Origin of the sequence: Streptomyces yunnanensis (genome assembly GCF_029011865.1) — a bacterium.
Classification (GTDB): Bacteria; Actinomycetota; Actinomycetes; order Streptomycetales; family Streptomycetaceae; genus Streptomyces; species Streptomyces yunnanensis.
In genome coordinates, this window is the sequence record NZ_CP095749.1 from 7,087,004 (window position 1) to 7,112,485 (window position 25,482).

The window sequence follows — 25,482 nt, forward strand, 5'->3', positions numbered from 1 at the left end:
ATGACGTCCATGAGCGAAGGTGCGGTGCTGCACCTCAAGGGGAGGGTCCTCGTCGGGCCGGACGACGTCCGCGACGAGCTGTGGGTCATCGACGGCCGGGTCACCTTCGAGCGGCCGGCCCTGGCACGCGATGCCAGGACCGTGACCGGCTGGGTGCTGCCGGGCCTGGTCGACGCCCACTGCCACGTCGGACTGGACGCGCACGGACCGGTGGACGACGCCACCAGCGAGAAGCAGGCGCTCACCGACCGGGACGCCGGCACCCTCCTGGTCCGGGACGCCGGCTCGCCCTCGGACACCCGCTGGATCGACGACCGCCCCGACCTGCCGCGGATCATCCGCGCCGGCCGGCACATCGCCCGCACCCGGCGCTACATCCGCAACTACGCCCACGAGATCGAGCCGGCCGACCTGGTCGCCTACGTCGCCCAGGAGGCCCGGCGCGGCGACGGCTGGGTCAAGCTCGTCGGCGACTGGATCGACCGCTCCACCGGCGACCTGGCCGCCTGCTGGCCGCCCGGCGAGGTGGCCGCCGCCATCGCCGAGGCGCACCGGCTCGGCGCCCGGGTCACCGCCCACTGCTTCGCCGAGGAGTCCCTCGCCCCGCTGGTCGAGGCCGGCATCGACTGCATCGAGCACGCCACCGGCCTGACCGAGGACACCATCCCGCTCTTCGCCGAGCGCCAGGTCGCGATCGTCCCCACACTGGTCAACATCGCGACCTTCCCGCAGCTCGCGGCCGGCGGCGAGACGAAGTTCCCGCGCTGGGCGGACCACATGCGCCGGCTGCACGCCCGGCGCTACGACACCGTGCGGGCCGCCTACGACGCCGGCGTCCCGATCTTCGCCGGCACCGACGCCGGCGGCTCGCTGCCGCACGGCCTGGTCGCCGACGAGGTCGCCGAGCTGATGAAGGCGGGGCTGCCCGTCGAGGCCGCCCTCTCGGCGACCACCTGGGGCGCCCGGGACTGGCTCGGCCGCCCCGGGCTCACCGAGGGCGCCTCCGCGGACCTGGTCGTCTACGAGGCCGACCCGCGGGCCGACGTCCGGGTGCTGGCGGCGCCGCGCCTGGTGGTGCTGCGCGGCCGGGTCGTGGGCTGAGCGACCTTCGACGCCCCGCCCGGCGGGCCGTGCCGGGCCCCCGCGGCCCGGTACGGCTGTGGCGGAGGAGGTCCGCCGGGGCAGAGGGGTCGGGGGAAATCGAATGAAAGCGCGAAAACCACCCTTTGGGGTGAACTAACCTCGCGTGGCCAACCATTCACCCTCCGTGCGTACACGATGTGCGAGTCGATGCCGTCGGCCCGCGTGATGTCCCCCATTGGCGCGGTCGGCGGCGCCATCTCTCATGTGGGGGTTCCACACACGTGTCCACCCGTTCCACCAGATTCGCCGGCTCCACCGGCACCACTGGGCGGCTCGGCGCCGCACTGGCCGCCGCCGTCCTCACGGCCGGTCCCGCCGTCGCCCTCGCCGCCGCGCCCGCCGCGTACGCCACCGGCGACGACGCCCGTGGCCACGGCACCTCGGGGGCGGTGGTGCTGCGCACCGCCCTGGACGTCAACCTGCTCGACAAGAGCCTGAACGTCCCCGTCCGGGCCGTCCTCGACGAGGTCCACGCCCCGGCCTCGGCCGACAAGACCGCGCTCACCGTCCGGCTGGACGGCATCGACGGCGGCCGGCCGGTCAGCCTGCTGCGGGCCGACGTCGCCACCGCCCGGGCCACCGCCGACGGGCGGACCACCGAGGGCCACGCCAATCTCGTCCGCGCCAAGGTCCAGCTCCCCGGCCTGCCGGCGCTGCCGCTGGCCGAGGTCCAGCAGGTCACCGCCCGCGCCGTCTGCACCGCCGGACAACATCCGCGGGCCGAGTCCCAGGTGCTGGGTGACGTCGTGGTGCTGGGCAAGCGGGTCGCGCTCCGTGCCGGCGGGACCGCCGAGGTCGATGTGCCCGGTGTCGGCGACGTCCGGCTCGACCTGTCGCAGAAGAGCACCACCTCGGCGAGCGCCGCCGCCACCGCGCTCCAACTCCGGGTCTCCGTCAACCCGTTGAAGCTCAACGTCGCGGAGGTCCACGGCCAGGTCACGCTGGCCCAGGCCACCTGCACCACCCCGCACGGCACCCCGGACAAGCCCGGCACCCCGGCGCACCCCGGTCAGCCCCACGAGCCGGGCACCGGCACCCAGGCGCACCCCGGGGGCGGCGCCCGCCCGGCCACCGAGAACCTCGCCGAGACCGGCGGCAGCGCCGCCACCCCGTACCTCGTCGGCGGCGCGGTCCTGCTGGTCGCCGGCGGCGCCGGGGCGATGGTCTACACCCGCCGCCGGAGCGCCGCGCCGGACGGGCGCGGCTGACGGACCCTCCCCTCGCCGCACGGCGGGGGGAGGCATCCCCAGCGCATCGGTGCCGTGGGGGGCGCCGGGCGCTGGTGGGGACGGGTGCGCCGCGTGGGCCCGCGCGGCGCACCCCGCCCGCTCTACCGGGCCGGGTCGCCGAGCACGTCAGCCAGAGCGGCCACGAAGCGGTCGGTGGTCGCCCGGTCCCGGACGGCCAACCGGAGCCAGTCCGGGCCCAGTCCGGGGAAGGTGTCGCCGCGGCGCACCGCGAACCCGCGGGCCCGCAGCCCGGCCCGGACCGCCGTTGCCCCGGGCAGCCGCACCAGCACGAACGGCCCCGCCGCCGGACCGGCCACCGCCACCGCGGGGAACCCGGCCAGCCGGGCCAGCAGATGGGCCCGGTCCGCGGCGATCTCCTCGGCCGCCGCGGCCGCCTCGGCCAGCGCCGCCGGCGCACAACACGCCTCGGCGGCGGCCAGCGCCGGACTGGAGACCGGCCACAGCGGCTGGGCCCGCTCCAGCGCCGCCACGGTCCCCTCGTCGGCCAGCACATAGCCGACCCGCAGACCGGCCAGCCCCCAGGTCTTGGTGAGACTGCGCAGCACCACCAGCCCCGGCAGCTGGCCCACCCGTCCCGCCAGGGACTCCCGCTCCCCGGGCACCGCGTCCATGAACGCCTCGTCCACCACCAGGGTGCGGCCGGGCCGCGCCAGGGCGGCCACCGCGCCCGCCGGATGCAGCACCGAGGTGGGATTGGTCGGATTGCCGACGACGACCAGGTCCGCGTCGTCCGGCACCGCCGCCGGATCCAGCCGGAAGCCGTCCCGCTCCGCCAGCAGCACCCGCCCGACCTCGTACCCGGCGTCCCGCAGCGCCGCCTCCGGCTCGGTGAACTGCGGATGCACCACCACCGGCCGGCGGGCCCGCAGCGCCCGCGCCACCAGCACGAACGCCTCGGCGGCGCCGGCCGTCAGCAGCACCCGCCGCACCGGCAGCCCGTGCCGCGCGGCGACCGCCCGGCGGGCCGCCCGGCCGTCCGGGTACGCGGCCAGCCCGTCCAGCGACGCGGCGATCCGATCCTTCAGCCAGGCCGGGGGCGTGCCCGCGCGGACATTGACCGCCAGGTCCGTCAGATCCGCCGGATCCGTGCCGCGCACCTCGGCGTCGCCGTGGTGCCGCAGATCCACCTCCCCGGAGTCGGGCCCGCTGTGCGCTGTCGACAGGGCCGGTCCGGTCACGCCTGGCCCCCCGTGGCGCTCAGCGCGGCGCCCGGCAGCGGGCCGGTCGTCGGCCGGGCGTCCCCCGCCGCCGCCCGGCCGTGCCCCGCCGCCTCGTCCGCCACCGTCGCCCGGTAGCGCTCCATGATCACCGCGGCCAGTTCCGGCGCCGCGCCGATCGGCTCCGCGGCCAGCACCTCGGCCCACGGATGCGCCGCCGCCCAGCCCTCGGTCTGCATCCGCAGCCGCTCCAGCAGGTCACCGGCGAAGAAGAAGAACGGCAGGACCACGATCCGCCCCGGACCCGAGGCGCCCGGCGCCGCCGCGGCCAGCACCCGGCACCGGTCCAGCCCGGCCGGCACGTCCGGCGCCGCCAGGGTGACGAACGCGGTCTCCACGCCCGCGAAGCCGCGGCCCTCCCACAACAGTCGGGCGGCCCGGACCACTTCGGCATTGGCGTAGGGATCGGCCGCGCCCCGGCCCACCAGCAGCACCGTGGTGCGGGCCCGGTCCGCGGGCCGCCGCGCGCCGCCGCCCAGCGCCTCGTCCAGCCGCCGCTCCAGCACCTCCAGCAGCCGGGGGTGCGGCCCCAGCTCGGGCAGGCACACCGAGCCGAGACCGGGGTGCGCCGCGACCGCCCGCGCCACCGCCTCCGGCAGCGAATCCCGTATCGGCCCGGTGGGCGCCATCAGCAGCGGCACCACGATCAGCCGGGTCGCGCCCCGCGCGGCCAACTCGTCGACCGCGCCGGACAGCGGCAGCGGCGACGCCGTGGCGCCGAAGAAGCCGCCGGCGACCGGCACTTCGGGGTGCCGCTCGGCGAGCGTGCGCACCAGCGTGCGCAGGGCGCCGGCCGCCCCTTCGTGACGGGTGCCGTGACCGGCGATGAGCAGTGCGGGACGGGTGGTCACAACGTCTCCTTGGTGCCAGGGGCTTCGCTGTCGGGGCGGTGGCCGCCGCCCTCCGCCGCCCACCGGGCCTCGCCGGACGGGGAGCGCGGCGTCAGCCGCTCCGGTGGAGCCGGTGCGTCGGGGGAGGGGACGACGACGATAGCGGGACCCGCCGTGGGTATGTCGGCCGCGCCCGCCGTACCGGAGGTAATGGCGGGAATGTCCCGGGTGTTCGGGGCGGCGGGGGCCGCCAGGGCGCAGGTCGCCGCGGCCGGCCGGCCCGCCGGCGCCGACACCCGCTTGCCGACGACCAGCCGGGCCCCGGGCCCCGCGGCCAGCAGCGCGGCCGCCTCGGCGACGCTCGGCGTACCGGCCACGGCCCGGACCGCGGCGGACGGCGCCGGGACCGGCACCGCCGCCAACTCCACCGCCGGGAACGACCACAGCGGAACCCCGAGTTCCCGCGCCGCGGCCACCAGCCCCGGCTCGGCCGCCCTGGCGTCGACGGTGGCCAGCCCGGCCAGCGCGGCCGGCGCCCGGCCCACCGCCGCCAGCGCCGCCCCGATCAGCTCCAGCACCTCCGCCGCCGGCACCCCGCGCCGGGCCCCCACCCCCGCGACCAGCACGCCGCCCGGCCGCCGCGGGACCGCGGCCGCGCCGCTCATGCCGCGACGGCTCCCCGCCCGAGCGTCACCGGGGCGCGCCGCCCGACCAGGGCGCCGGTCGCCCCGGCGACCTCGGCGACCTCGGCGCTCACCGGGCGCCGTCCGCGGCCGGCGCCGCGACCCGGGCCGCGGACGTCACCAGCCGCCCGGCCAGGGCCGGTTCCGCCGCCCAGTGCACATGCAGATACGAGGCGTGCACCCCGCCGGAGACGAAGCCCTCCACGCCGCGCCGGGGGTGCGTCACGCCCCACGCCGGGGACGCCCCCGCGCCCGGCTCCAGCACCGTCCGGTGGAACTCGTGGCCCCGCACCCGGGTCCCGGCCGCCGCCAGCGCGTTGTCGGTCAGCGCCACCGCCTCCCGGTAGCCGAGGGTCAGCCGCTCGGTCATCCGGCCGTCGGCGGGCAGCACCCCGCACATCGGCTTCCCGTCGAGCGAGCGGGAGAGATAGAGCAACCCGGCGCACTCCGCGGCGACCGGCGCCCCGGACGCCGCCAGCGCGGCCACCGCCGCCCGCAGCGGCGCGTTCGCCGACAGCTCCGGCGCGTACATCTCCGGGAAGCCGCCGCCGATCACCAACCCCCGGGTGCCGGACGGCAGTTGCTCGTCCCGCAGCGGGTCGAACGGCACCACCTCGGCGCCCGCCGCGGTCAGCAGTTCGGCGTGCTCGGCGTACGAGAACGTGAACGCGGGGCCGCCGGCCACCGCGACCACCGGCCGGCCGGTGTCCACGGCGGGCGCCGGCACCGCCCGGGCCGGGTCCCACGGCCGGTCCGGCAGCTCCGGCACCGAGCGCGCCAGCGCCAGCAGCGCCTCCAGATCGCAGCCCTCGCGCACCCGCGCGGCCAGCGCCCGCACCGAGTCCAGGGCCTCGGCGCGCCGCTCGGCGACCGGCACCAGACCCAGGTGCCGGGACGGCGTACGGGCCTGCTCGGTACGGCGCAGCGCCCCGAGCACCGGCACCCCGGAGGAGCCCATGGCGTCCCGCAGCAGCTCCTCGTGCCGGTCCGAACCGACCTTGTTGAGGATCACCCCGGCCAGCCGCACCTCCGGGTCCCACGACGCGAAGCCGTGCACCAGCGCCGCCACCGACCGGGACTGCGAGGAGGCGTCCACCACGAGCACCACCGGCGCCCGCAGCACCTTCGCCACCTGCGCGGTCGAGGACAGCTCGCCCCTCCCCGACGCCCCGTCGAACAGCCCCATCACGCCCTCGACCAGCGCCAGGTCCGCGCCCGCCGCCCCGTGCAGGAACAGCGGCGCGATCTGTTGCGGGCCGCACAGATAGGCGTCCAGGTTGCGGCCGGGCCGGCCGGTGGCCAGCGAGTGGTACCCCGGATCGATGTAGTCCGGCCCCACCTTGTGCGGCGACACCGCAAGGCCCGCCTCGGCGAACGCCGCCATCAGGCCGGTGGCCACGGTCGTCTTCCCGGCGCCCGAGGACGGCGCGGCGATCACCAGCCGGGGCACGGCGCCGCCGCTCATGACGAGCTCACCATTCGATGCCCCGCTGGCCCTTCTGGCCCGCGTCCATCGGGTGCTTGACCTTCGTCATGTCCGTCACCAGGTCCGCGAGGTCCAGCAGCGCCTCGGGCGCGTCCCGCCCGGTGATGACGACGTGCTGCGCACCGGGCCGCTCGCGCAGCACCGCCACCACCTCGTCGACGTCCACCCAGCCCCACTTCATCGGGTAGGCGAACTCGTCCAGCACCAGCAGCCGGTAGGTCTCGGCCGCCAGGTCCCGCTTGACCTGCTCCCAACCCTCCCGGGCCGCCTCCTCGTTGCTGAACTGGGAGTCGCGCTGCACCCAGGACCAGCCCTCGCCCATCTTGTGCCAGTCGACGGTGCCGCCCTCCCCGGTGGCGCCCAGCACCTTCAGCGCCCGCTCCTCGCCGACCTTCCACTTCGCCGACTTCACGAACTGGAACACCCCGACCGGCCAGCCCTGGTTCCAGGCCCGCAGCGCCAGCCCGAAGGCGGCGGTGGACTTGCCCTTGCCCTTGCCCGTGTGGACCAGGACCAGCGGGCGGTTGCGGCGCTGGCGGGTGGTGAGCCCGTCGTCCGGTACGACGGACGGCTGTCCCTGCGGCATTACGCGGCCTTCTCCCTGTTGACGTGATCGTGATCCCGGCCCCGGCCGGCACTGCTGCCGCCGCGGACGGGCCTGCCCTGCACGGTCCTTACGAGCGCGGAGACGCTGTCCGCGCGCAGCTCGTCGAGGGTGACGGCGGTGCCGCCGAGCTCCCGGGCCAGCTCCCCGGCCAGCCCCAGCCGCACCGGCCCCGCCTCGCAGTCCACCACCACCGACGCGACGCCCCCGCCGGCCAGCAGCCCCGCCGCCCGGTGCGCCCGCCCCAGCGGGTCCGGGCCGCCGGTCGCCCGGCCGTCGGTGACCACCACCAGCAGCGGCCGGCGCGACGGATCCCGCATCCGCTCCACCCGCAGCACCTCATGGGCCCGCAGCAGCCCCTCCGACAGCGGCGTCCGGCCGCCGGTCGGCAGCTGCGCCAGCCGCGCCGCGCCCGCCTCGACCGACGACGTCGGCGGCAGCGCCAACTCGGCACCGGAACCCCGGAAGGTGATCATCCCGATCTTGTCCCGCCGCTGGTACGCGTCGAGCAGCAGCGACAGCACCGCCCCCTTGACGGCGCCCATCCGCTTCCGCGCCGCCATCGACCCGGACGCGTCCACCACGAACAGCACGAGGTTGCCCTCGCGCCCCTCGCGCACCGCCTCCCGCAGGTCGTCCCGGCGCACCACCAGCCCCGGGCCGCGCCGCCCGCGGGCCCACTGGTGCGGCGCCGCGGCCTGCACGGTCGCCGCCAGGTGCAGCTTGCCCAGGGCCCCTTGGGGCCGGCGCGCCCCGGTCGTCCGGCCGTGCGCGGTGCGCGCCCGGGACCGTCGGCCGTCCGCGCCCTCGCCCAGCCCCGGCACGTCCAGCCGCCGGGTCCGGAACGGCTCGGTGGCGCCCACCGCGGCCTGCTCCCGGCCCGGCCCGGAGGCCGCCGGCTCGCCCGCCGGCTCCCGCTCCGGGCCCTCCGCACGCGCCGGACGCTCCGGTTCGGGCTGCCGCGGCAGCTCGGGGGCCGGCGCGTCCGCCGGCTGCTCCCGGGGCCCGCCGTCCTGCGGCGGCAGCCCGCCGGGACCGCCGTCGGGCCCGCCGCCCGGGCCGCCGTCCGGGCCCTCCGGCTCCGGATCGTCGTCGCCGTCCGGGTCCTGCCCGCCGGACTCCTCCAGCACCTGATCGAGCTTGTCCTCGTCGAGCCCCGGCGCGTCGAACGGGGCCCGCCTCCGCCGGTGCGGCAGCGCCAGCAGCGCCGCCTGACGGACGTCCTCCGGGAGCACCTCGGTCCGCCCGTCCCAGGCCGCCAGCGCGGTCGCCGTGCGGGCCATCACGATGTCCGCCCGCATCCCGTCCACCTCGAACGCCGCGCAGGTCGCCGCGATCTGCCGCAGCGCCGTGTCGCCGAGCGACACCGACGGCAGCAACTCACGGGCCCGCGCGATCCGTTCCCGCAGCTGACGCTCCTCGTCCGCCCAGCGCGCCGCGAAGCCCGCCGGGTCGTCGTCGTAGGCCAGCCGGCGGCGGACCACCGCCACCCGTTGCTCCGGGTCCCGGGACGCCGCGACCTCCACGGTCAGCCCGAACCGGTCCAGCAACTGCGGCCGCAGCTCGCCCTCCTCGGGGTTCATCGTCCCCACGAGCAGGAACCGGGCGGCATGCCGCACGGAGACGCCCTCCCGCTCCACGTAGGAGGCGCCCATGGCGGCGGCGTCCAGCAGGAGGTCCACCAGGTGGTCGTGGAGGAGGTTGACCTCGTCCACGTAGAGGACACCGCGGTGCGCATCGGCCAGCAGGCCCGGCTCGAACGCCTTCACGCCCTCGGACAGGGCCCGTTCGATGTCCAGCGCGCCGACCAGTCGGTCCTCGGACGCGCCCACCGGCAGCTCGACCATCCGCGTCGGCCGCTGCTCGGCGTCGGCCGCGGCGTGCGGACCGTCCGGGCAGGCGGGGTCCGGCGCGCTCGGCGCACACGCGAAGCGGCAGCCGGCGACCACGTCCACGGCCGGCATCAGCTCCGCCAGCCCGCGCACCATCGTCGACTTCGCGGTGCCCTTCTCACCCCGGACGAGCACCCCGCCGATCGCCGGCGAGATCGCGTTCAGCAGGAGTCCCAGGCGCATGTCGTCCATGCCGACGACCGCCGTGAACGGGTACTGCCGGGTCGGGTTCTGCGTCGTTGTCATGCCTTGTCGTCCTCCACGTCGCCGGCCGGCTCCTGTCGTGTCCCCTGGATCGTGCTCACGGCGCCCCCGGAGGAACGAACGGCAGCCCCTCCGGCACCCCCTCCTCGATCAGCCGCAGCAGCGCCTTGGTGTCCGCGTGCTCCTCGATCAGATCGCCCAGCCGGTCCAGCTGCTCCTCGCGCAGCGCGCCGAAGCGGGTGTCCGGGGCCGGCACGAACCGGCGGCCGGCCGCCCGGGCCACCTCCCGCAGGAACGCCCGCCGGAACCCGTCGCTCTCCAGGGAGCCGTGCCAGTGCGTGCCCCACACGGACCCCACCCGGCACCCGTCCAAGCTGTTTCCTTGGTCATCAGAGATGAACGCCTCGTCGCCCCCGGCCACTTCGGCGACGCCGTGGTGGATCTCGTATCCCTCCACCCGCTCGCCAAGTGCCTGGCCCACCGGCCTCGCGAGGCACTTCTCGCGGGCGAACCGCACCCGGACCGGCAGCAGCCCCAGCCCGTCCACCGTGCCCGCCCGCGACTCGACCTCGTCCTCGATGCGCTCGCCGAGCATCTGGAAACCGCCGCAGACGCCCAGCACCGGGCGGCCCTCCGCGGCCCGCCGGACCACCGCGTCCGCCAGCCCGCGCTCCCGCAACCAGGCCAGCGCGCGGACCGTGCCGCGGGTCCCCGGCAGCACCACCAGGTCCGCGTCGGCCAACTCCTCGGGCCGGTCCACGAACCGCACCACCACGCCCGGTTCGGCCGCCAGCGCGTCCACGTCGGTGAAGTTGGACATCAGCGGCACCGCGCACACCGCGACCCGGAGGATGTCCTCGCCGGCCGGCGGCGCCACCACCGACTCGCGGACCGCGCCGCGCAGCGACACCCTCAGTCCGTCCTCCTCGTCGATGCCGAGCCCGTGCGCGTACGGCAGGACGCCGTACGTGGCCCGCCCGGTGAGCCCGCGCAGCATCTCCAGCCCCGGCTCCAGCAGCGTCACATCGCCGCGGAACTTGTTGACGAGATAGCCGGCGACCAGCGCCTGGTCCTCCTCCGACAGCAGCGCGGTGGTGCCGAAGAACGACGCGAAGACCCCGCCCCGGTCGATGTCGCCGACCACCACCACCGGGATCCGTGCCGCCCGGGCGATGCCCATGTTGACGATGTCGGTCCGCCGCAGGTTGATCTCGGCGGGGCTGCCGGCGCCCTCGCAGATCACCGCGTCGTGGGTGCGCCGCAGCTCCGCCAGACAGTCCGTCACCGTGCCCAGCAACTGCTCCTGCCGGCCGGAGTGGTAGCCGCGCGCGCTCAGCTCGCCCACCGGCTTCCCCAGCAGCACCACCTGGCTGCTGCGGTCGCTGCCCGGCTTGAGCAGCACCGGGTTCATCAGCGCGGTCGGCTCGACCCGGGCCGCGGCCGCCTGCATCGCCTGCGCCCGGCCGATCTCCGCGCCCTCCCGGGTCACGAACGAGTTCAGCGACATGTTCTGCGCCTTGAAGGGCGCCACCGAGACGCCCTGCCGGACCAGCCAACGGCAGATGCCGGCGGTCACCACGCTCTTGCCGGCGTCGGACGTCGTCCCGGCCACCAGCAGCCCGCCGCCCACGGCCCCGCCGGCCGCCCTCCTCCGCCCGTTCACCGGGTTCTCCTCCCGTTCCCGCGCAGGCTCCTGCGCCGTACCGTGCCCGCCGCCAGCCGGCCCGCCACCGTGACGCCCAGCGCCAGCAGGCCCACCCGCCGGGACAGGCGCACCGCCCGCTCGATGTCGGGCACCTGGGGCGGCCGTGCGCCGCCGTTGAGCACCGGCCGGTGCTCCACCCGCCCGCCGTACGCCAGGGTGCCGCCCAGGCGGACGCCCAGCGCCCCCGCGAACGACGCCTCCACCGGGCCCGCGTTGGGGCTCGGATGGGCCCCGCCGTCCGCCCGCCAGGCCCGCAGCGCACCGCGCCGGTCCGGGCCCGCCAGGACCGCCAGCGCCGCGGTCAGCCGGGCGCCGGGCCAGCCGGCGACATCGTCGAGACGGGCCGCCGCCCAGCCGAACCGCCGGTAGCGCGGCGACTTGTGACCCACCATCGCGTCCAGGGTGTTCACCGCCCGGAACGCCACCAGGCCGGGCACGCCGCCGAGGGCGCCCCACACCAGGGCGCCCACCACCGCGTCCGAGGTGTTCTCGGCGACCGACTCCACCACCGCACGGGCCATCTGCGGCCCGTCCAGGGACTGCGGATCGCGCCCGCACAGATGCGGCAGCCGTTCCCGCGCCACGTCCAGGTCACCGACGGCCAGCGCACCGCCCACGGCCCGCGCCTCCCGGCCGAGCGAGGTGCCGCCCAGCACGGCCCACACGGCCGCCGCGGTCAGCGCGGTCCGGGCGCCCGGACGGTCCCGCAGGGCGCGCTCCAGCAGTGCGGCGCCGACGGCCGCGCCGCCCGCGCAGACCAGGGTGTGCGCCGTCCCGTGGCCGCGGTGGTCGCGCCACAGCCGGCGTTCGACGGCGCCCGCGGCCCGGCCGAACGCGGCCACCGGATGGCCGCGCCGCGGATCCGCCGCGATCAGGTCGCCGAGGTAGCCGAGGACCGCGCCGCACGCATATCCCGCGTGTTCGCCGCGCATCGGATCAGGCCGCCGTCCGCCCTCGGAGGGACCCGGCGGCAGCGGGCAGGGGAGCTCTCGACGGGCAGCCGGGCATGGCGGTATGTCCTCACTCAGGGTCCGCGCCCTGGCTCGACGTGACGGCGACCAGAGTCTCCTGGCTCCCGGATCGGCGCCGCCCCCGGCCTTCCCGCCCGTACGGAGTACGGGCCGTGGCCCTCGTCGGAGGAGCGCTCCCCGGTGACAGTGGCGGGACCGCGCCGGATTCGCACCGGACTTCCTCTGCTGTCGCCGATTGGCCCCGGCAGTCCACCACGCCCCGCGAAGGCCCGTCAACTCACCCTTGACCTGCGCAGCAGCCCCACCGCCGGACCTGTGGCCAAAGCCACAGGGTGGCCGCCGGCTCACGGACGGTTGCCCCTGGCACGCCTCCCGCGCCACTATCTGGTGCACGGTGGGCGAAGGGGCCCGCCGGGAGGGGGACCGGGGGATGCCGGAGAGCGCCGACCGCCACGAGATCCGCATCAGGGTCACGGGTACCAACAATCCGAGCCAGGACATCGACGACCTCACCGCATGGCTGGAGCGCGAGCCCTGGCTGACGCGGCACCAGCACGACTGGCAGCGCCGGCCCCGCCCCGAGGAGGGCCCCGGCCGCGACGCCGCCGACGGCGCGATGGCGGTCGGCGTCGACGACCTGATCCTGGTCGTCGTCGGGGCGGTCGCCGCCGAGATCACCAAGGGACTGGGCATCGCCTTACGCGAGTGGCTGCGCCGCCGCCGGGAGGCCCGCGAGGAGGGCGAGGAGCCCTCGGTCGCGGTCGGCGCCGGCCCGCAGGTGCACGACCTCGGCGAGGGCCCGCAGCAGCCGGCCGGCCCGGGGTCCGCGCGCCCCCGCACCGGAAGCCGTGCGGACGAGGACGGCAGCACCGGCGAGGACTGACCCGGATGTCCGAGTACGACGCCCGGGGCAAGGTCAACCGCGCCCTGCTGATCTGCGTCCACGACTACGAGACGCTGACCCGCCTGCCCGCCGTCGAGGACAACGCCGAGGCGCTCCGCCACGCCCTGACCCGCCCCGGCACCGACCTGTTCACCGCCGACGAGGTGGTGGTCTGCCGGCCGCACCGGCCCGAGGACCTCAGCACCGCCCTGCGCACCGCCGCCGACGAGGCGCGCGGCCTGCTGCTGGTGTACTTCTCCGGCCACGGCTGGGTCGGCAACGACGGCGCCGACCTCCAGCTGATGGTGGGCGCCTCGGACACCCGCCAGAGCCACACCACCGTCTCCTGGCAGGACACCGTGCTCTCCTGCCTCGACAACGCCCGCGCCGACCGCGTCGTGATCGTCCTGGAGTGCTGCTACTCCGGCAACGCCGACAGCGCCTTCCACGCCCTGCGCAAGCCCGTCTCGCTGCTGATGGCCGCCCAGCCCAACCGCCGGATCTTCAGCGGCGAGGAAGGGGCCGGCGGCACCGCCTTCACCCGCGCCGTGGTGCGGATCCTCGAACAGGGCCGCGCCGACCGGCCGTTCGTCACCTTCGACGACCTCGCCGGCGCCCTGCGCGACGAACTCGCCGACGAACGGACCCCGATGGGCGAGGCGTGGGAGCCGCGCGCCGCCAAACAGAACACCCTCGACGACGTCGTCCTCTCCTTCGCCACCCCCGAGAACCGGCCGGCCACCCCGCTGAAGGTCCGGCTGCGCCGCTGGTCCAACCAACACCTGCGGCGCCGCGCCAAGCTCCTCGTCGCCCTCGCCGCGGTGTGCGCGCTGGTCGCCGCGGGCCTGGTCGCGGCCCGCGTGCTGACCCCGCCCGCACCCTGCCCGCCCGCCCTGGAGCTGCGGCTGCTCACCGCGCCCGAGGCCGAGCCCGCCCTGCGCCGGGCCGCGTTCGACTACGAGATGTCCCCGCTCAACACCCGCCCGCTGGACGGCGAGGGGGACCTCCCCGACGGCTGCCGGCGGGCCCAGATCACCGTCTACTCCGCCGCCAAGGACCAGGTCGACCAGGGCTTCGCCGCCGCCGACCGCTGGCAGGGCGAGGCGCACGGGGGCGCCCCCGGGGCCCCCGCCAGGTCCACCGCCCCCGACCCCCTCTACCGGCCCGGCCCGCAGCCGGACCTGTGGATCCCCGAATCCACCGCCGACTACGAGGAGGCCCGCCGCGGCATGCCGTCCACCGGCTCCCCGGCCGCCCTGCACGACACCGGCCCGGTCGCCTACAGCCCCCTGGTCGTCGGCATCCCCGCCGGCACCCAACTCGACGGCGTCGAACGGGTCGACGCACCCTGGAAGGACCTGCTGACCAGCACCGACAGCGACCACCAGAACCTGCGGCTGCTGCGCCCCAGCCCGGTCCTCTCCGGCACCGGGCTGCTGCACACCCTCGGCCTCTACCTCGCCGGCGACGGCGCCCCCATCGGGCCGTCCGGCGCCCCCGACCCCACCCGCGCCCAGAACGCCGAACGCCGCCTGGTCGCCCCCGGCAGCCAGTACGCCGGCAGCCCCGAACTCCTGTGCTCGCTGCGCCAGGACGGCGGCCCGGACCAGGCCCCGGACCGGCCCGGCAACGGCCGGAGCCCGCACTCCGCCCCCCTGGTCTCCGAGAAGTCCCTCGCCGACTTCAACCTCGGCCACGCCCTCGGCGGCTGCCCCGCCCTCGACGCCCCGCCGCCCCTCGGCGACCGCTACTACGCCTACTACCCCAAGAACGTCCCGGCGCTGGACCACCCGCTGATCCGCGTGGACTGGGCCGGCACCGCCGACGCCGCACCCCGCCGGGCCGCCGTCGCCCGGTTCGCCGACTGGCTGCGCGACCCGGCCGGCGGCCAGCGGTCGCTCACCGCGCAGGGCTACCGCGGCCTCCCCGAGAAGGACGGCTCGGCGCCCCGCCCCGACCCCGCGTCCCCGCTCCTCAACCCCCGTGCCGACACCGACCCCACCGCCCCCGTCACCCGCTTCACCGCCGGCCCCGACCAGGTCGCCCAGGTGCTGACCGACTACAACCGGGCACAACGCGCCAGCCGGCTGCTGATCCTGATGGACACCTCCACCTCGATGGCCGACGGCGGCAAACTCCCGATCGTGGTCGGCGCCGCCGCCCGCGCCCTGGAGATGGTCGGCGCCCACCACACCTACGGCCTGTGGACCTTCCCCGACCCCGCGCACCCCGGCGCCCCGGCGGCGGTCCGCCGGGCCGTCCCGCTCGGCAGCACCGACCCCGCGCCCGGCCGGGCCGCCCTGGACCGGATCGCCAAGGGCGAACTGGTCGACCACGGCGCCGCGATGGAGGAGGTGCTGACCACCGCGGTGACCGAGATGAAGAAACCGGGCGAGGGCAACAGCGCCATCGTGCTGCTCATCGACGAGGACGACGGCGGCCCCCGGCGGGCCGCGGGCGTGGAACAGAAGCTCACCACCCTGCTGAAGGAGGCCCCCGAGGTGCCGGTGCTGACCGTGGTGATGGGCCGGGTGGGCTGCGACACCTTCGTCTTCCAGGGGCTGGCCCGCGCCTCCTCCGGGCAGTGCGTGCCCGGCGGCCCGGCCGCGCCCGACCTGCTGGCCGGGCTGGTGGCCTCGGTCGGCACCGCGGGGACGGTGCGGCGGTGAGGGCCCGGGCCGCGCTGCCGGCCGCCGCCCTCGCGCTGCTCCTGACCGCCGCGGTCGGCGGCTGCACGTCCGGACGACCCGCCCCCGAACAGGGCCCGATCGTCCTGGCCACCGGCAGCGACCTCAGCAGCTCCGGCGTCCGCCAGGACCTCATCCACGCCTGGGAGCGCCGCACCGGCCGCACCGTGCGGATCGTCAAACTCCCCGACACCGCCGACGCCCAGCGCAGCCAGCTGCTGGCCGCCGGACAGTCCGGCAACAGCGGCTACGACGTGCTCAACATCGACGTGGCCTGGACCGCGGAGTTCGCCGCCGCGCACGTCATCCGCCCCTGGGACGGCGGCCTGGACGGCGACTTCCTGCCCAGCGTGGTCAAGACCGCCACCGGCGACGACGGAAAGATCTGGGCGGTCCCCTTCAACACCGACGCCGGGCTCCTCTACTACCGCAAGGACATCCTGAAGAAGTACCACCACTCCGCCGAACCCCCCTCCAACTGGGGCGAGTTGAAGAACGTCGCCGTCGAGGTGACCAACGCCTACAACCGCGAGGCCGCGCGGGCCGCCAAGGCCGCCGGCAAGGAACCGCCACCCACCCTCTACGGCATGGTCGCCCAGTTGCGCCCCTACGAGGGGCTGACCGTGAACACCCTGGAGGCCGCCTGGGCCAACGGCGGCAACCCGGACGCCACCAGCTTCAGCAAGGGCGAGCAGATCGGCGCGCTCCAGATGGGCGTCGCCGAGCTCAAGGGCCGGCTCGACACGATCATGCCGCACGAGACCACCGCGATGGACGAGACCGAGAGCCGCCGCTGGTTCGCCGACGGCCGCGCGCTGTTCATGCGCAACTGGCCGGTGGAGTACGCCTCGATCGCCGAGAAGCTGACCCCGCTCGTCCAGTTCGACGTCGCCCAGCTGCCCGCCCGGCCCGACGGCAGGCGGATGTCGGTGCTGGGCGGGCAGAACCTCGCGATCGCCGCCGACAGCACCCACCCGTCCGGCGCCCGGGCCCTGATCGAGGCGCTGACCGACCCGGAGAGCGAACGCTGCCTGCTGGAACGGGGCTTCGCGGCGACCCGCAGCTCGGCCTACCGTACGGCCGGCGGGGCGCCGCACTGCCCGCTGCCGCCGGGCGACGCCCAGCGCGGCGAGCACGGCGCGGGCGGCGCGCCGTCCGCCCCGCCCGACGGGCCGCCGCCCTACACGCAGGTGCTCAAAGGGGCCCTGCTCGCCGCCGAGCCGCGACCGCGCAGCGCCCACTACCAGACCTTCAGCAAGGTCGTGCAGATCCGGGTCTCGGAGTACCTCGACAGCCAGGGCGGCACCGCCATCGCCGACGAGCTCGCCAAGGAGGCCGACCAGGCGCTCAGCGGCCGGGAGTGACGCATGCGAACGGGGCGCCCGAGGGCCGCGGCTGCTGCCGTGCCTTCTCGGACGCCCCGTCCGTTACCGGATCCGCCGGCGTCGGTCTCAGGCGGCGACGATCAGGTAGATCCCGTACGCCACGGCGGCCGCGCAGAGCGCGAAGGCCGCCAGTGCCCCGGCGCGCGCCCCGGCGGCCGGTGCGGTGGGCGTGGCCGCCGGCGCGCCCTCCGTTGCGGGCTTGCGGGAGACCCCCACGATCCCGACGGTGAACAGGCCCACGAGCCCCACCGTCACCACGAGGCTGACGCCGAAGACCTGGCCGAGAGCTGCCCAGTCGATGTGCATTGCGTAGTCCTTAGGTCAGGGGGGTCGGCGTCAGGAGGTGGCCGCCGCGGGCCGGGCGGGGGATTGCGCCGGGTCCGGGTGGGTGGGAGTGACGACAGGGTCCGGGTGGGTGGGAGTGACGACTGCCTCGGTGGCCGCCGGAGCGGTGGCCGCCGTGACGACCGGGCCCGCCGGGGGCGGGGCGACGGTCTGCAGCGCCGTGGTGACGACACCGGCCGGCTCCGCCGCCGGACCGTCGTTGACGTTGGTGTGGTCCACCGGCTTGCGCCGGGAGGCCGCCCAGATGCCGCCGCCGATCGCCAGGGCCAGCACGGCGACCGCCGTCACGCCCCAGGTGCCCTGGTCGGCGAGGAAGGCGGCACCCGCGGAGACCAGGCCGGCGGCCGGCAGGGTCAGCCCCCAGGCCACGACCATCCGCCCGGCCGTGGACCAGCGCACCACGCCGCCCTTGCGGCCCAGCCCGGAGCCCATCACGGCGCCGGAGCAGACCTGGGTGGTGGAGAGCGCGAAGCCGAGGTGGGAGGAGGCCAGGATGGTGGCCGCGGCGCCGGTCTGGGCGGCGAAGCCCTGCGGCGGCTGGATGTCGGTGATGCCCTTGCCCATGGTGCGGATGATCCGCCAGCCGCCCAGGTAGGTGCCGAGCGCGATGGCCAGGCCCGCGGAGGCGATGACCCACATCGGCGGGTCGGAGTGCGGGGCGACGACCCCGCCGGTGATCAGCGCGAGGGTGATCACACCCATCGTCTTCTGCGCGTCGTTGGTGCCGTGGGCCAGCGAGACTAGGGCCGCCGAGGCGATCTGCCCGGCGCGGTAGCCCTTGGCGGTGTCGGCCTCGGCGCGGGTGCGGGTCAGCCGGTAGGTGAGCCGGGTCGCCGCCATCGAGGCGAGCCCCGCGACGAACGGAGCGGCCACCGCCGGGATCAGGACCTTCATCACCACGGCCTGGCCGTGCACCCCGTGGGTGCCGACGGAGACCAGCGTCGCGCCGATCAGACCGCCGAAGAGGGCGTGGGACGAACTGGAGGGGAGACCGGCGAGCCAGGTCAGGAGGTTCCAGATGATGGCGCCGACCAGACCGGCGAAGATCACTTCAGGTCTGATGCCGGAGCTCTCGTCGATGATGCCGCCGGAGATGGTCTTGGCCACCTCGACGGAGAGGAACGCCCCGACGAGATTGAGTCCCGCCGACATCGCCACCGCGGTCTTGGGTCGCAGGGCCCCGGTGGAGATGGTGGTGGCCATAGCGTTGGCCGTGTCGTGGAAGCCGTTCGTAAAGTCGAACACCAAGGCCGTGACGATCACGATCCCGATGAGAAGCGTGATGTGTTCCATTCACCCAGGCAATCCGTTTGGAAGGTCAGTGTCGTCGGGACCGTACGGACGACGGGTGAACGGAAAGTGAACTGGGCCGGGCGCCGCGGTGACACCCCCGCAGTGTTCACGCGGAGGCGCCTCAGCTGCCACTTCCGTCTCACCCGTCGGCAAACTTCTTGAGCTGGGCCAGGGTCCCGTTCCAGCGGTCCTGATCGCCCGGCAGCGGCCCGTGGGAGGCGTACTGCCGGAGGGTCGGGTACGACCAGCCGGCGGGCGGCCGCACCGCGTCCGAGTAGTCCGCCAGCCAGAGCGGATGGGTCGCGCCGAAGGCCCGGTTGCCGCCCGTGCAGCGATTCCACCACCGGGTTGTGGTGTAGATCACCGGCCGCCGGCCCGTGGTGCGCCGCACCTCGTCGCTGAACGCCCGTATCCAACGGACCATCGCCGCCCGGCCCAGCCCGAAGCACGGCTGCCGGGCGTCGTGCGGGTTGTGCTCGATGTCGAGGGCGGGCGGCAGGGTCCAGCCGTCGGCCTTCCAGTGGCCGCCGTGCCGGAGGAAGTACCGGGCCTGCGCGGTGCCCGACGACGCGCTGGGCACCGCGAAGTGGTAGGCGCCGCGCAGCAACCCGGCCGCCCGGGAGCCGTCGTACTGCGCCGAGAAGTACGGATTGCGGTAGCCGTCCGACTCGGTGGCCTTGGCGTACACGAACCGCGCGCCCTTCGCCCGGGCCGCCCGCCAGTCGACGTGCTTCTGGTGCGAGGAGACGTCGTGGCCCAGCGGCCGGCCGTCCGCGGCGGCCCGGGCGGGATGTTCGGCGAGTGCGGTGCCGGCCAGCGAGGCCACCGCTATCGCGGTCGCCCACCTGGCCCGGGGGGTGGTGCGGTCACAAGTCACGGATCCCCCTGGGTGAGGACATGTGAGGGGTGCAGTGCGCTCGACGTTAATGGATGATCGACGCAAGGTGGTCGATCTCCGGCCAATTCGGCTGAGAGGAAGAGGTATCCCCATATGGCGGATACCAGGTGGATGGTGCCATGGCGTACAGTGCCCCGGCCCGCCCGTACGGTGTAGTGGATCACCCTCGTGCGTTTCCGCACGTCCCGCAGCGTCGCACCGGAGGACCCATGAAGGACCACCCCGACCACCTCGCCGACGCCTGGAGTGAGCTCGTCGCCACCGCTCGCCGGACCGCCGCGGACGGGCTCGTCGTCGGCACCTCGGGCAACGTCTCGGTCCGCGTCAGGGACCTGATCCTGGTCACCCCCAGCGGTGTCCCCTACGACCGGCTCGGCCCCTCCGACATCACCGGGGTGGACCTCGAAGGCCGCCCGATCATCGGCCGGCTGCGCCCGACCAGCGAACTTCCGCTCCACCTGGCCGTCTACCGGCACACCCCGGCGACCGCGATCGTGCACACCCACGCCCCGCACGCCACCGCCGTCTCCACCCTCGTCCCCGAACTCCCGCCCATCCACTACATGGCCGCCGCGCTCGGCGGACCCGTGCGCGTCGCCCCCTACGCGCTCTACGGCAGCGACGAACTCGCCGCCCACATGCTCGACGCGCTCCGCGACCGCACCGCCGCACTCCTGCAGAACCACGGCACCATCGCCTACGGCGACCACCTCGCCCAGGCACTGGACCGCACCGCCCAACTGGAGTGGATGTGCCGGGTCTGGCTCACCGCCGTCTCCGTGCCCGGCCACACCCCCAGCCTGCTGTCGCCCGCCCAACTGGACGCCGCGGGGGAGCGGCTGCGCGGCTACGGCCAGCACGGTCACGCCCCCGCGTAACGCTCCGCCGAGCGCGTCGCACAGGACCCGGGGCAGCCCCCGCCCGGCCCCGTGACCGGCACGACACCGCTGGTCCGGCGCCCGGCCCCGGGCGCCCGGTGGCCGGGACCGGCGGCGCTGCGCACACTGGAGGGGTGCGACGGGGAACCGTGGCGGCGGTGACCGCCACCACAGTGATCGGTGCCGGGGCGGCCGCCGTGGCGGCCGGGCGGTACGCCGGCGACGTTGCCCTGAAACCGTCGCCCGGCCACCCCTTCCCGGGCGACTCCCGGCTCACCGTCCACTCCGCCGCCGGCGACCGCATCGCCCTCACCCGCAGCCTGGTGTCCCTCAGGCCCGGCACCTACGGCCTCTCCGGCGCCGGCTGCCATGCGGTGGTCGGCCCCGTCGTCCACGGCGGCCCGCACCCCGCCGACGCCGTCGTACGCCGCCTGGAGCGGGTCACCCACGGCACTCTGCGGCCCGGCGCCCGGATGCGGCTGACCCCGCAGGTGCACATCGGCAACCCCCACGACACCCTCGGCATCACCTGTGCCGACGTCGACATCCCCGGCGAACTGGGCGCGCTGCCCGCATGGTTCGTGCCGGGCGCCCGCGACACCTGGGTCATCGCCGTCCACGGCATCGGCACCACCCGCGAACACCCCATGGTGGTGCTGCCGTTCCTGCACCACCACCGCTTCCCCGTCCTCGTCCTCTCCTACCGCAACGACCCCGGCGCCCCGCGCACCGCCGACGGCATCCACCACCTCGGCGAAACCGAGTGGCGCGACCTGGACGCCGCGATCCGCTACGCCGTCCGCTACGGCGCCCGCAGGGTCGTCCTGTACGGCTGGTCCGCCGGCGCCACCATGGCGCTGCGCGCCGCCGTCAACTCCGCCCTGGGCCACCGCGTCTCCGGCCTCGTCCTGGACTCCCCGGTCCTGGACCGGGACGCCACCGTCCGCGCGCTGGCCGCCGCCCGGCGCATCCCGCGGGCCCTGCTCCCGCTGGCCGTCCGCGCCGCCGAGGGCCACACCGGACTGCCCGTCGACCGCCCGGCCGACGCCGTCGACCCCGAAGAGCTCGACGTGCCCGTCCTCCTCTTCCACGGCCCCGAGGACCTCCTCGCCCCCTGGGACGCCTCCCGGCGCTTCGCGGCCCGCCGCCCGGAGCTGATCACCCTTCAGCCCGTCCCGCACGCCCCGCACGCCGCGATGTGGAACGCCGCCCCGGACCGCTACGAGGAGACCCTGCGCCGCTTCCTCACGCCCCTCATGTGACGGCGCCGCCCGGCGGAGGTGGACGGGCGGACAACTCCCCCTGTCGGGGATGGGGCGGCGGGGTGACGCGCACCGGAAGAGCCGCAAGCCGGGTTCCGATTGGGTTTTCGGGCCGTCAGCGGCAAGACTGCTCTTGTGACGTCCCGTACACCGCGCGACTCCCGGCTCCGACTCGTCCCCCGCCAACCGATTGCGGCCGCCCGCCGGGCGGTGAGCACCCGGGCCACCCGCCCGGCGCCCCGGCCACCCGAGGGCACCCCGTCGCCCGCGGAACTGGCCCGCCAGGCCCGTGCCGCACTGGCCGGCGCGGCCCGGCTCGCGCGCTGGGCCGACCGCGCGGGCAGCCTCCGCGCCGGCCCCGACGGATCGCTCCCGCAGGCCGCCGCGGACGGCGCCGCCGAGGCCCTGGGCCTGACGCCCCACCAGGTCCGAACCGACTGGGACCGGGCCCGGCTCGCCGGACTCGTCGAACTCCACGACGGCCTCGCCCGCCCCGGCTGGCGGCTGCGCGCCTGGGACCGCGACGACACCGCCGCGCTGCGCGGCTGGGTCGCGCTCTTCGACGCCTGGTCGCTGGCCCTGCCGGCCCCGGCGGCGGCCGGCCCGGCCGCCGTCGCCGAGGTCGTCGAGGCCGTCCCGCAGCTGCTGTCCCTGCTGCACCTGTCCGCCGGGCCGGTACGCCTGCCGGTGCTGCTCGACATGCTCGACCAGCGCGTCGCCGAACTGCGCACCGAACGCTGCGAGGTCCCCTACGGCGCGGACCCGGCCCCGGACGGCGCCGACGCCGCGGGAACGGCGAGCGACGCCGCGGGGGCGCCGCTCGCCGACCTGCTGCGCTGGGCGCTGGACGCCCTGCGCGCGGTCGGCGCGCTGATGCCGCCGGCGGGCGCCGGCGGGGCGGCCCACCAGGGCGCCGAAGAAGCCGGCCGGCACGGCCAGGAGGCGCAGCTGACGCCGCTCGGCAACTGGTCGGTGTGGGTCAAGCTGGAGCAGATCTGCGTCGCCGCGCAGAGCCCGGCCGGCAACATCGAGCAGTCCGCGGAGGCGATGCTGCGCGGCTGCGCCCGGCTGACCCCGGGCCCGGCCCGCGCCGAATACCGTGCCTGGCTCGCCGCCCGCTCCGTCGGCGCCGCCGTCGAGGAACTGCTCGCCGTCGCCCGCGGCGAGGACGCGCTGCTGCGCGGGCTGGCCTTCGAGGCGCTGCGCGCGGTCGGCGCCCCCGCGGAACCGGCCGTGCGCACCGCCGCGGAGGAGCCGGGCCTGCGCCCCTACGCCCTGCTGTGGCTCTTCGAGCACGAGGGCGGCGACCCGGAGACCGCGCCCGACGTCCTCACCCGCGAGGAGTCGACCTGGCTGTGGGTGGACACCGCGGCGGCCGTGGCCGACCACGGCGAGACCCAACTGCTCGTCCGGCACCTGGACTCGGCCGTCCAGGGCTCGGTGCCGCGACTGCTGGAGGAGGTCCGCGCCGTCGGCCACCCGCGCACCGTCCAGGTGCTGGTGGCGCTGGCCGCCGCCCACCCCGACCCGGCGCTCGCCAAGGCCGTCCGCCGGGCGGCCTTCCAGGTCCACACCGGCGGCGCGTGACGGCCCGGGCACTCCGGCCGGGCGGGGCGGGCTCTCACCCCGCCCCGCCCGGCCGGTAGGTGCCGAAGCTCCAGACATTGCCCTCGGCGTCCCGGGCGAGGTAGTCCCGCGCGCCGTAGTCCTGGTCCGTGGGCGGCACCAGGATCTCCACCCCGGCCCGCCGGGCCCGCTCGCAGTGCGCGTCGGGATCCTCGACGACGACGTAGACGCCGCTCGGTCCGGCGCCCTTCATCGCCTCGTCGAACGGGCTGCCGCGGCCCTTCGAACCGACCATCACCACCCCGTCGCCGTAGGCGAGTTCGGCGTGCAGCACCTGTCCGTCCGCGCCGTCGTACCGCACGGCGACGGCGAATCCGAACGCCTCCGTCAACTGTCCGAGGGCGCCCGGGACGTCCCGGTAGAGCAGAGTGGGGAACATCGTCGGCGTGCCTGCCATGCTGATCACCGTGCCTCTCGCGCGCCGGACGGCACCCCACCGCCCGGACTCCTGTGTCCTGGCTCACAGTCTCGCAGCGGGGACCGACAACGCCGGAAAACGACTTGCACCGGCCCGTTAGACTGCCTGCATGGCAGTTCTCCTTTGGGTTCATTAGACGGCGTAGACCGCTCTCGGACCGTCCGTCCAACCCGCCGTCTTCCTGCCCTGGAGTTTTTCCGTGATCACCGCTTCCGGCCTTGAGCTGCGCGCCGGCGCCCGCATCCTCATCGAGTCCGCCTCCTTCCGCATCGCCCGCGGCGACCGCATCGGCCTGGTCGGCCGCAACGGCGCCGGCAAGACCACCCTCACCAAGGTGCTGGCCGGCCAGGGCATGCCGGCCAGCGGCACGGTCACCCGCTCCGGCGAGGTCGGCTACCTCCCGCAGGACCCGCGCACCGGCGACCTGGACGTCCTGGCCCGCGACCGCATCCTCTCCGCCCGCGGCCTGGACGCCGTCCTGCGCAAGATGCGGGAGAACGAGGACCGGATGGCGAACGGCAAGGGCGCCACCCGCGAGAAGGCCATGAAGAAGTACGAGCGGCTGGAGACCGAGTTCCTCACCAAGGGCGGGTACGCCGCCGAGGCCGAGGCCGCCACCATCGCCGCCAGCCTGGGCCTGCCCGACCGCATCCTCGGCCAGCCCCTGCACACCCTCTCCGGCGGACAGCGGCGCCGCGTCGAGCTGGCCCGGATCCTCTTCTCGGACTCCGACATCCTGCTGCTCGACGAGCCGACCAACCACCTCGACGCCGACTCCATCGCGTGGCTGCGCGACTACCTCAAGACCTACCGCGGCGGCTTCATCGTCATCTCGCACGACGTCGACCTGGTCGAGACCGTCGTGAACAAGGTGTTCTACCTCGACGCCAACCGCTCGCAGATCGACGTCTACAACATGGGCTGGAAGCTCTACCAGCAGCAGCGCGAGGCCGACGAGAAGCGCCGCAAGCGCGAGCGCGCCAACGCCGAGAAGAAGGCCGCGGCGCTCAACTCCCAGGCCGACAAGATGCGGGCCAAGGCCACCAAGACCGTCGCCGCGCAGAACATGGCCAAGCGCGCCGACAAGCTGCTCGCCGGCCTGGAGGCGGTGCGCGCCTCCGACAAGGTCGCCAAGCTGCGCTTCCCGGACCCGGCGCCGTGCGGCAAGACCCCGCTGACCGCCGAGGGCCTGTCCAAGTCGTACGGTTCCCTGGAGATCTTCACCGACGTCGACCTGGCCATCGACAAGGGCTCCCGGGTCGTCATCCTGGGCCTCAACGGCGCCGGCAAGACCACCCTGCTGCGGATGCTGGCGGGCGTGGAGACGCCCGACACCGGCGAGGTCCGCCCCGGCCACGGCCTCAAGCTCGGCTACTACGCCCAGGAGCACGAGACCCTGGACCCGGACCGCACGGTCCTGGAGAACATGCGCTCCGCCGCGCCCGACATGGACCTCGTCGAGGTCCGCAAGGTGCTGGGTTCCTTCCTGTTCTCCGGCGACGACGTCGACAAGCCCGCCGGCGTGCTCTCCGGCGGCGAGAAGACCCGCCTGGCGCTGGCGACGCTGGTCGTCTCCTCCGCCAACGTCCTGCTGCTCGACGAGCCCACCAACAACCTCGACCCGGCCAGCCGCGAGGAGATCCTCGGTGCGCTGCGCACCTTCACGGGCGCGGTGGTCCTGGTGACGCACGACGAGGGCGCGGTGGACGCGCTGTCGCCGGAGCGGATCATCCTGCTGCCGGACGGCGTGGAGGACCTGTGGGGCCAGGACTACGCGGACCTGGTCGCACTGGCCTGATCACCGCCGTACCGGTGCCGCCGG

The 25,482-nt window shown here is 75.7% G+C and carries 21 protein-coding genes and 1 riboswitch; of the genes, 9 read left to right on the plus strand and 12 right to left on the minus strand.

From position 1 onward, the window contains the following. Positions 1-9: 9 nt before the first annotated feature. Complete coding sequence (locus MOV08_RS30885; RefSeq protein ID WP_275311938.1) at positions 10-1,101, plus strand: amidohydrolase family protein; 1,092 nt, start codon at positions 10-12, stop codon at positions 1,099-1,101. Between the two features lie 263 nt (positions 1,102-1,364). Then, positions 1,365-2,351: an SCO1860 family LAETG-anchored protein gene (locus MOV08_RS30890; protein ID WP_052286963.1), complete on the plus strand. Its 987-nt coding sequence runs from the start codon at positions 1,365-1,367 to the stop codon at positions 2,349-2,351. Positions 2,352-2,473: 122 nt separating this feature from the next. Here MOV08_RS30890 and cobC read toward each other — a convergent pair whose 3' ends face one another. The 8 genes from cobC to MOV08_RS30930 form a co-directional block, all read right to left on the minus strand. Next, the gene (gene cobC, locus MOV08_RS30895; protein WP_275309669.1) at positions 2,474-3,571 is read right to left on the minus strand and encodes an Rv2231c family histidinol phosphate aminotransferase CobC; all 1,098 of its coding nucleotides are present in this window, start codon (positions 3,569-3,571) and stop codon (positions 2,474-2,476) included. Next, positions 3,568-4,461, minus strand: coding sequence for a sirohydrochlorin chelatase (locus tag MOV08_RS30900; protein ID WP_275309670.1), 894 nt, complete (start codon positions 4,459-4,461; stop codon positions 3,568-3,570). The genes cobC and MOV08_RS30900 overlap by 4 nt, the downstream gene beginning before the upstream one ends. Further along, entirely contained in the window at positions 4,458-5,105 is a 648-nt protein-coding gene (locus tag MOV08_RS44215) for a cobalamin biosynthesis protein (protein WP_420834227.1), read from the minus strand. Before MOV08_RS44215 ends, MOV08_RS30900 begins: the two co-directional genes overlap by 4 nt. Before the next feature lie 88 nt (positions 5,106-5,193). Next, positions 5,194-6,588, minus strand: coding sequence for a cobyrinic acid a,c-diamide synthase CobB (locus MOV08_RS30910; protein WP_275309671.1), 1,395 nt, complete (start codon positions 6,586-6,588; stop codon positions 5,194-5,196). A 7-nt stretch (positions 6,589-6,595) separates the two neighbouring features. Continuing rightward, the gene (cobO, locus tag MOV08_RS30915; RefSeq protein WP_039637589.1) at positions 6,596-7,195 is read right to left on the minus strand and encodes a cob(I)yrinic acid a,c-diamide adenosyltransferase; all 600 of its coding nucleotides are present in this window, start codon (positions 7,193-7,195) and stop codon (positions 6,596-6,598) included. Then, positions 7,195-9,351 carry a putative cobaltochelatase gene (locus tag MOV08_RS30920; protein WP_275309672.1) on the minus strand — a complete coding sequence of 719 codons (2,157 nt, stop codon included), beginning with the start codon at positions 9,349-9,351 and terminating at the stop codon, positions 7,195-7,197. The genes cobO and MOV08_RS30920 overlap by 1 nt, the downstream gene beginning before the upstream one ends. A gap of 55 nt (positions 9,352-9,406) precedes the next feature. Next, a complete protein-coding gene (locus MOV08_RS30925) occupies positions 9,407-10,972 on the minus strand; it encodes a cobyric acid synthase (RefSeq protein WP_275309673.1) in 1,566 nt (521 codons plus the stop codon). Further along, on the minus strand, positions 10,969-11,946 hold the full coding sequence (locus MOV08_RS30930; RefSeq protein ID WP_039637591.1) for a cobalamin biosynthesis protein: 978 nt from the start codon (positions 11,944-11,946) through the stop codon (positions 10,969-10,971). The genes MOV08_RS30925 and MOV08_RS30930 overlap by 4 nt, the downstream gene beginning before the upstream one ends. A 130-nt stretch (positions 11,947-12,076) precedes the next feature. Next, positions 12,077-12,207: riboswitch (cobalamin riboswitch) on the minus strand. Positions 12,208-12,415: 208 nt separating this feature from the next. Here MOV08_RS30930 and MOV08_RS30935 point away from each other — a divergent pair. The 3 genes from MOV08_RS30935 to MOV08_RS30945 are packed head-to-tail and all read left to right on the plus strand — an operon-like array spanning position 12,416 to position 16,919. Then, on the plus strand, positions 12,416-12,868 hold the full coding sequence (locus MOV08_RS30935) for a hypothetical protein (RefSeq protein WP_275309674.1): 453 nt from the start codon (positions 12,416-12,418) through the stop codon (positions 12,866-12,868). A gap of 5 nt (positions 12,869-12,873) precedes the next feature. Further along, entirely contained in the window at positions 12,874-15,537 is a 2,664-nt protein-coding gene (locus MOV08_RS30940; RefSeq protein WP_275309675.1) for a caspase, EACC1-associated type, read from the plus strand. Continuing rightward, positions 15,534-16,919 (plus strand): extracellular solute-binding protein, encoded by a 1,386-nt coding sequence (locus tag MOV08_RS30945; RefSeq protein ID WP_275309676.1) that lies wholly within the window; start codon positions 15,534-15,536, stop codon positions 16,917-16,919. The genes MOV08_RS30940 and MOV08_RS30945 overlap by 4 nt, the downstream gene beginning before the upstream one ends. Before the next feature lie 87 nt (positions 16,920-17,006). On the opposite strand, the gene MOV08_RS30950 is transcribed toward MOV08_RS30945, so the two are convergent. The 3 genes from MOV08_RS30950 to MOV08_RS30960 form a co-directional block, all read right to left on the minus strand. Continuing rightward, on the minus strand, positions 17,007-17,246 hold the full coding sequence (locus tag MOV08_RS30950; RefSeq protein WP_039637594.1) for a hypothetical protein: 240 nt from the start codon (positions 17,244-17,246) through the stop codon (positions 17,007-17,009). A 30-nt stretch (positions 17,247-17,276) separates the two neighbouring features. Continuing rightward, positions 17,277-18,578, minus strand: a complete 1,302-nt coding sequence (locus MOV08_RS30955; protein ID WP_275309677.1) for an inorganic phosphate transporter — start codon at positions 18,576-18,578, stop codon at positions 17,277-17,279. 139 nt (positions 18,579-18,717) lie between these two features. After that, a complete protein-coding gene (locus tag MOV08_RS30960; protein ID WP_275309678.1) occupies positions 18,718-19,455 on the minus strand; it encodes a GH25 family lysozyme in 738 nt (245 codons plus the stop codon). A 230-nt stretch (positions 19,456-19,685) separates the two neighbouring features. On the opposite strand from MOV08_RS30960, the gene MOV08_RS30965 reads away from it, so the two are divergent. The 3 genes from MOV08_RS30965 (at position 19,686) to MOV08_RS30975 (ending at position 23,203) form a co-directional block, all read left to right on the plus strand. Next, positions 19,686-20,354 (plus strand): class II aldolase/adducin family protein, encoded by a 669-nt coding sequence (locus MOV08_RS30965; RefSeq protein WP_039637596.1) that lies wholly within the window; start codon positions 19,686-19,688, stop codon positions 20,352-20,354. 134 nt (positions 20,355-20,488) lie between these two features. Then, a complete protein-coding gene (locus MOV08_RS30970) occupies positions 20,489-21,616 on the plus strand; it encodes an alpha/beta hydrolase (protein WP_275309679.1) in 1,128 nt (375 codons plus the stop codon). Positions 21,617-21,751: 135 nt separating this feature from the next. Then, the gene (locus MOV08_RS30975) at positions 21,752-23,203 is read left to right on the plus strand and encodes a hypothetical protein (protein WP_078875944.1); all 1,452 of its coding nucleotides are present in this window, start codon (positions 21,752-21,754) and stop codon (positions 23,201-23,203) included. A 34-nt stretch (positions 23,204-23,237) separates the two neighbouring features. On the opposite strand, the gene MOV08_RS30980 is transcribed toward MOV08_RS30975, so the two are convergent. Then, positions 23,238-23,639: a VOC family protein gene (locus tag MOV08_RS30980; RefSeq protein ID WP_039637599.1), complete on the minus strand. Its 402-nt coding sequence runs from the start codon at positions 23,637-23,639 to the stop codon at positions 23,238-23,240. Positions 23,640-23,859: 220 nt separating this feature from the next. On the opposite strand from MOV08_RS30980, the gene abc-f reads away from it, so the two are divergent. After that, positions 23,860-25,458: a ribosomal protection-like ABC-F family protein gene (gene abc-f, locus MOV08_RS30985; protein ID WP_039637600.1), complete on the plus strand. Its 1,599-nt coding sequence runs from the start codon at positions 23,860-23,862 to the stop codon at positions 25,456-25,458. Positions 25,459-25,482 lie beyond the last annotated feature (24 nt).

Bases quoted from the DNA above. Each gene is read 5' to 3' on its own strand.
- MOV08_RS30885 (WP_275311938.1), top strand. From the start codon at position 10: ATGAGCGAAGGTGCGGTGCTGCACCTCAAGGGGAGGGTCCTCGTCGGG.
- MOV08_RS44215 (WP_420834227.1), bottom strand. From the start codon at position 5,105: ATGAGCGGCGCGGCCGCGGTCCCGCGGCGGCCGGGCGGCGTGCTGGTC.
- MOV08_RS30910 (WP_275309671.1), bottom strand. From the start codon at position 6,588: ATGAGCGGCGGCGCCGTGCCCCGGCTGGTGATCGCCGCGCCGTCCTCG.
- cobO (WP_039637589.1), bottom strand. From the start codon at position 7,195: ATGCCGCAGGGACAGCCGTCCGTCGTACCGGACGACGGGCTCACCACC.
- MOV08_RS30920 (WP_275309672.1), bottom strand. From the start codon at position 9,351: ATGACAACGACGCAGAACCCGACCCGGCAGTACCCGTTCACGGCGGTC.
- MOV08_RS30930 (WP_039637591.1), bottom strand. From the start codon at position 11,946: ATGCGCGGCGAACACGCGGGATATGCGTGCGGCGCGGTCCTCGGCTAC.
- MOV08_RS30935 (WP_275309674.1), top strand. From the start codon at position 12,416: ATGCCGGAGAGCGCCGACCGCCACGAGATCCGCATCAGGGTCACGGGT.
- MOV08_RS30940 (WP_275309675.1), top strand. From the start codon at position 12,874: ATGTCCGAGTACGACGCCCGGGGCAAGGTCAACCGCGCCCTGCTGATC.
- MOV08_RS30950 (WP_039637594.1), bottom strand. From the start codon at position 17,246: ATGCACATCGACTGGGCAGCTCTCGGCCAGGTCTTCGGCGTCAGCCTC.
- MOV08_RS30955 (WP_275309677.1), bottom strand. From the start codon at position 18,578: ATGGAACACATCACGCTTCTCATCGGGATCGTGATCGTCACGGCCTTG.
- MOV08_RS30965 (WP_039637596.1), top strand. From the start codon at position 19,686: ATGAAGGACCACCCCGACCACCTCGCCGACGCCTGGAGTGAGCTCGTC.
- MOV08_RS30980 (WP_039637599.1), bottom strand. From the start codon at position 23,639: ATGGCAGGCACGCCGACGATGTTCCCCACTCTGCTCTACCGGGACGTC.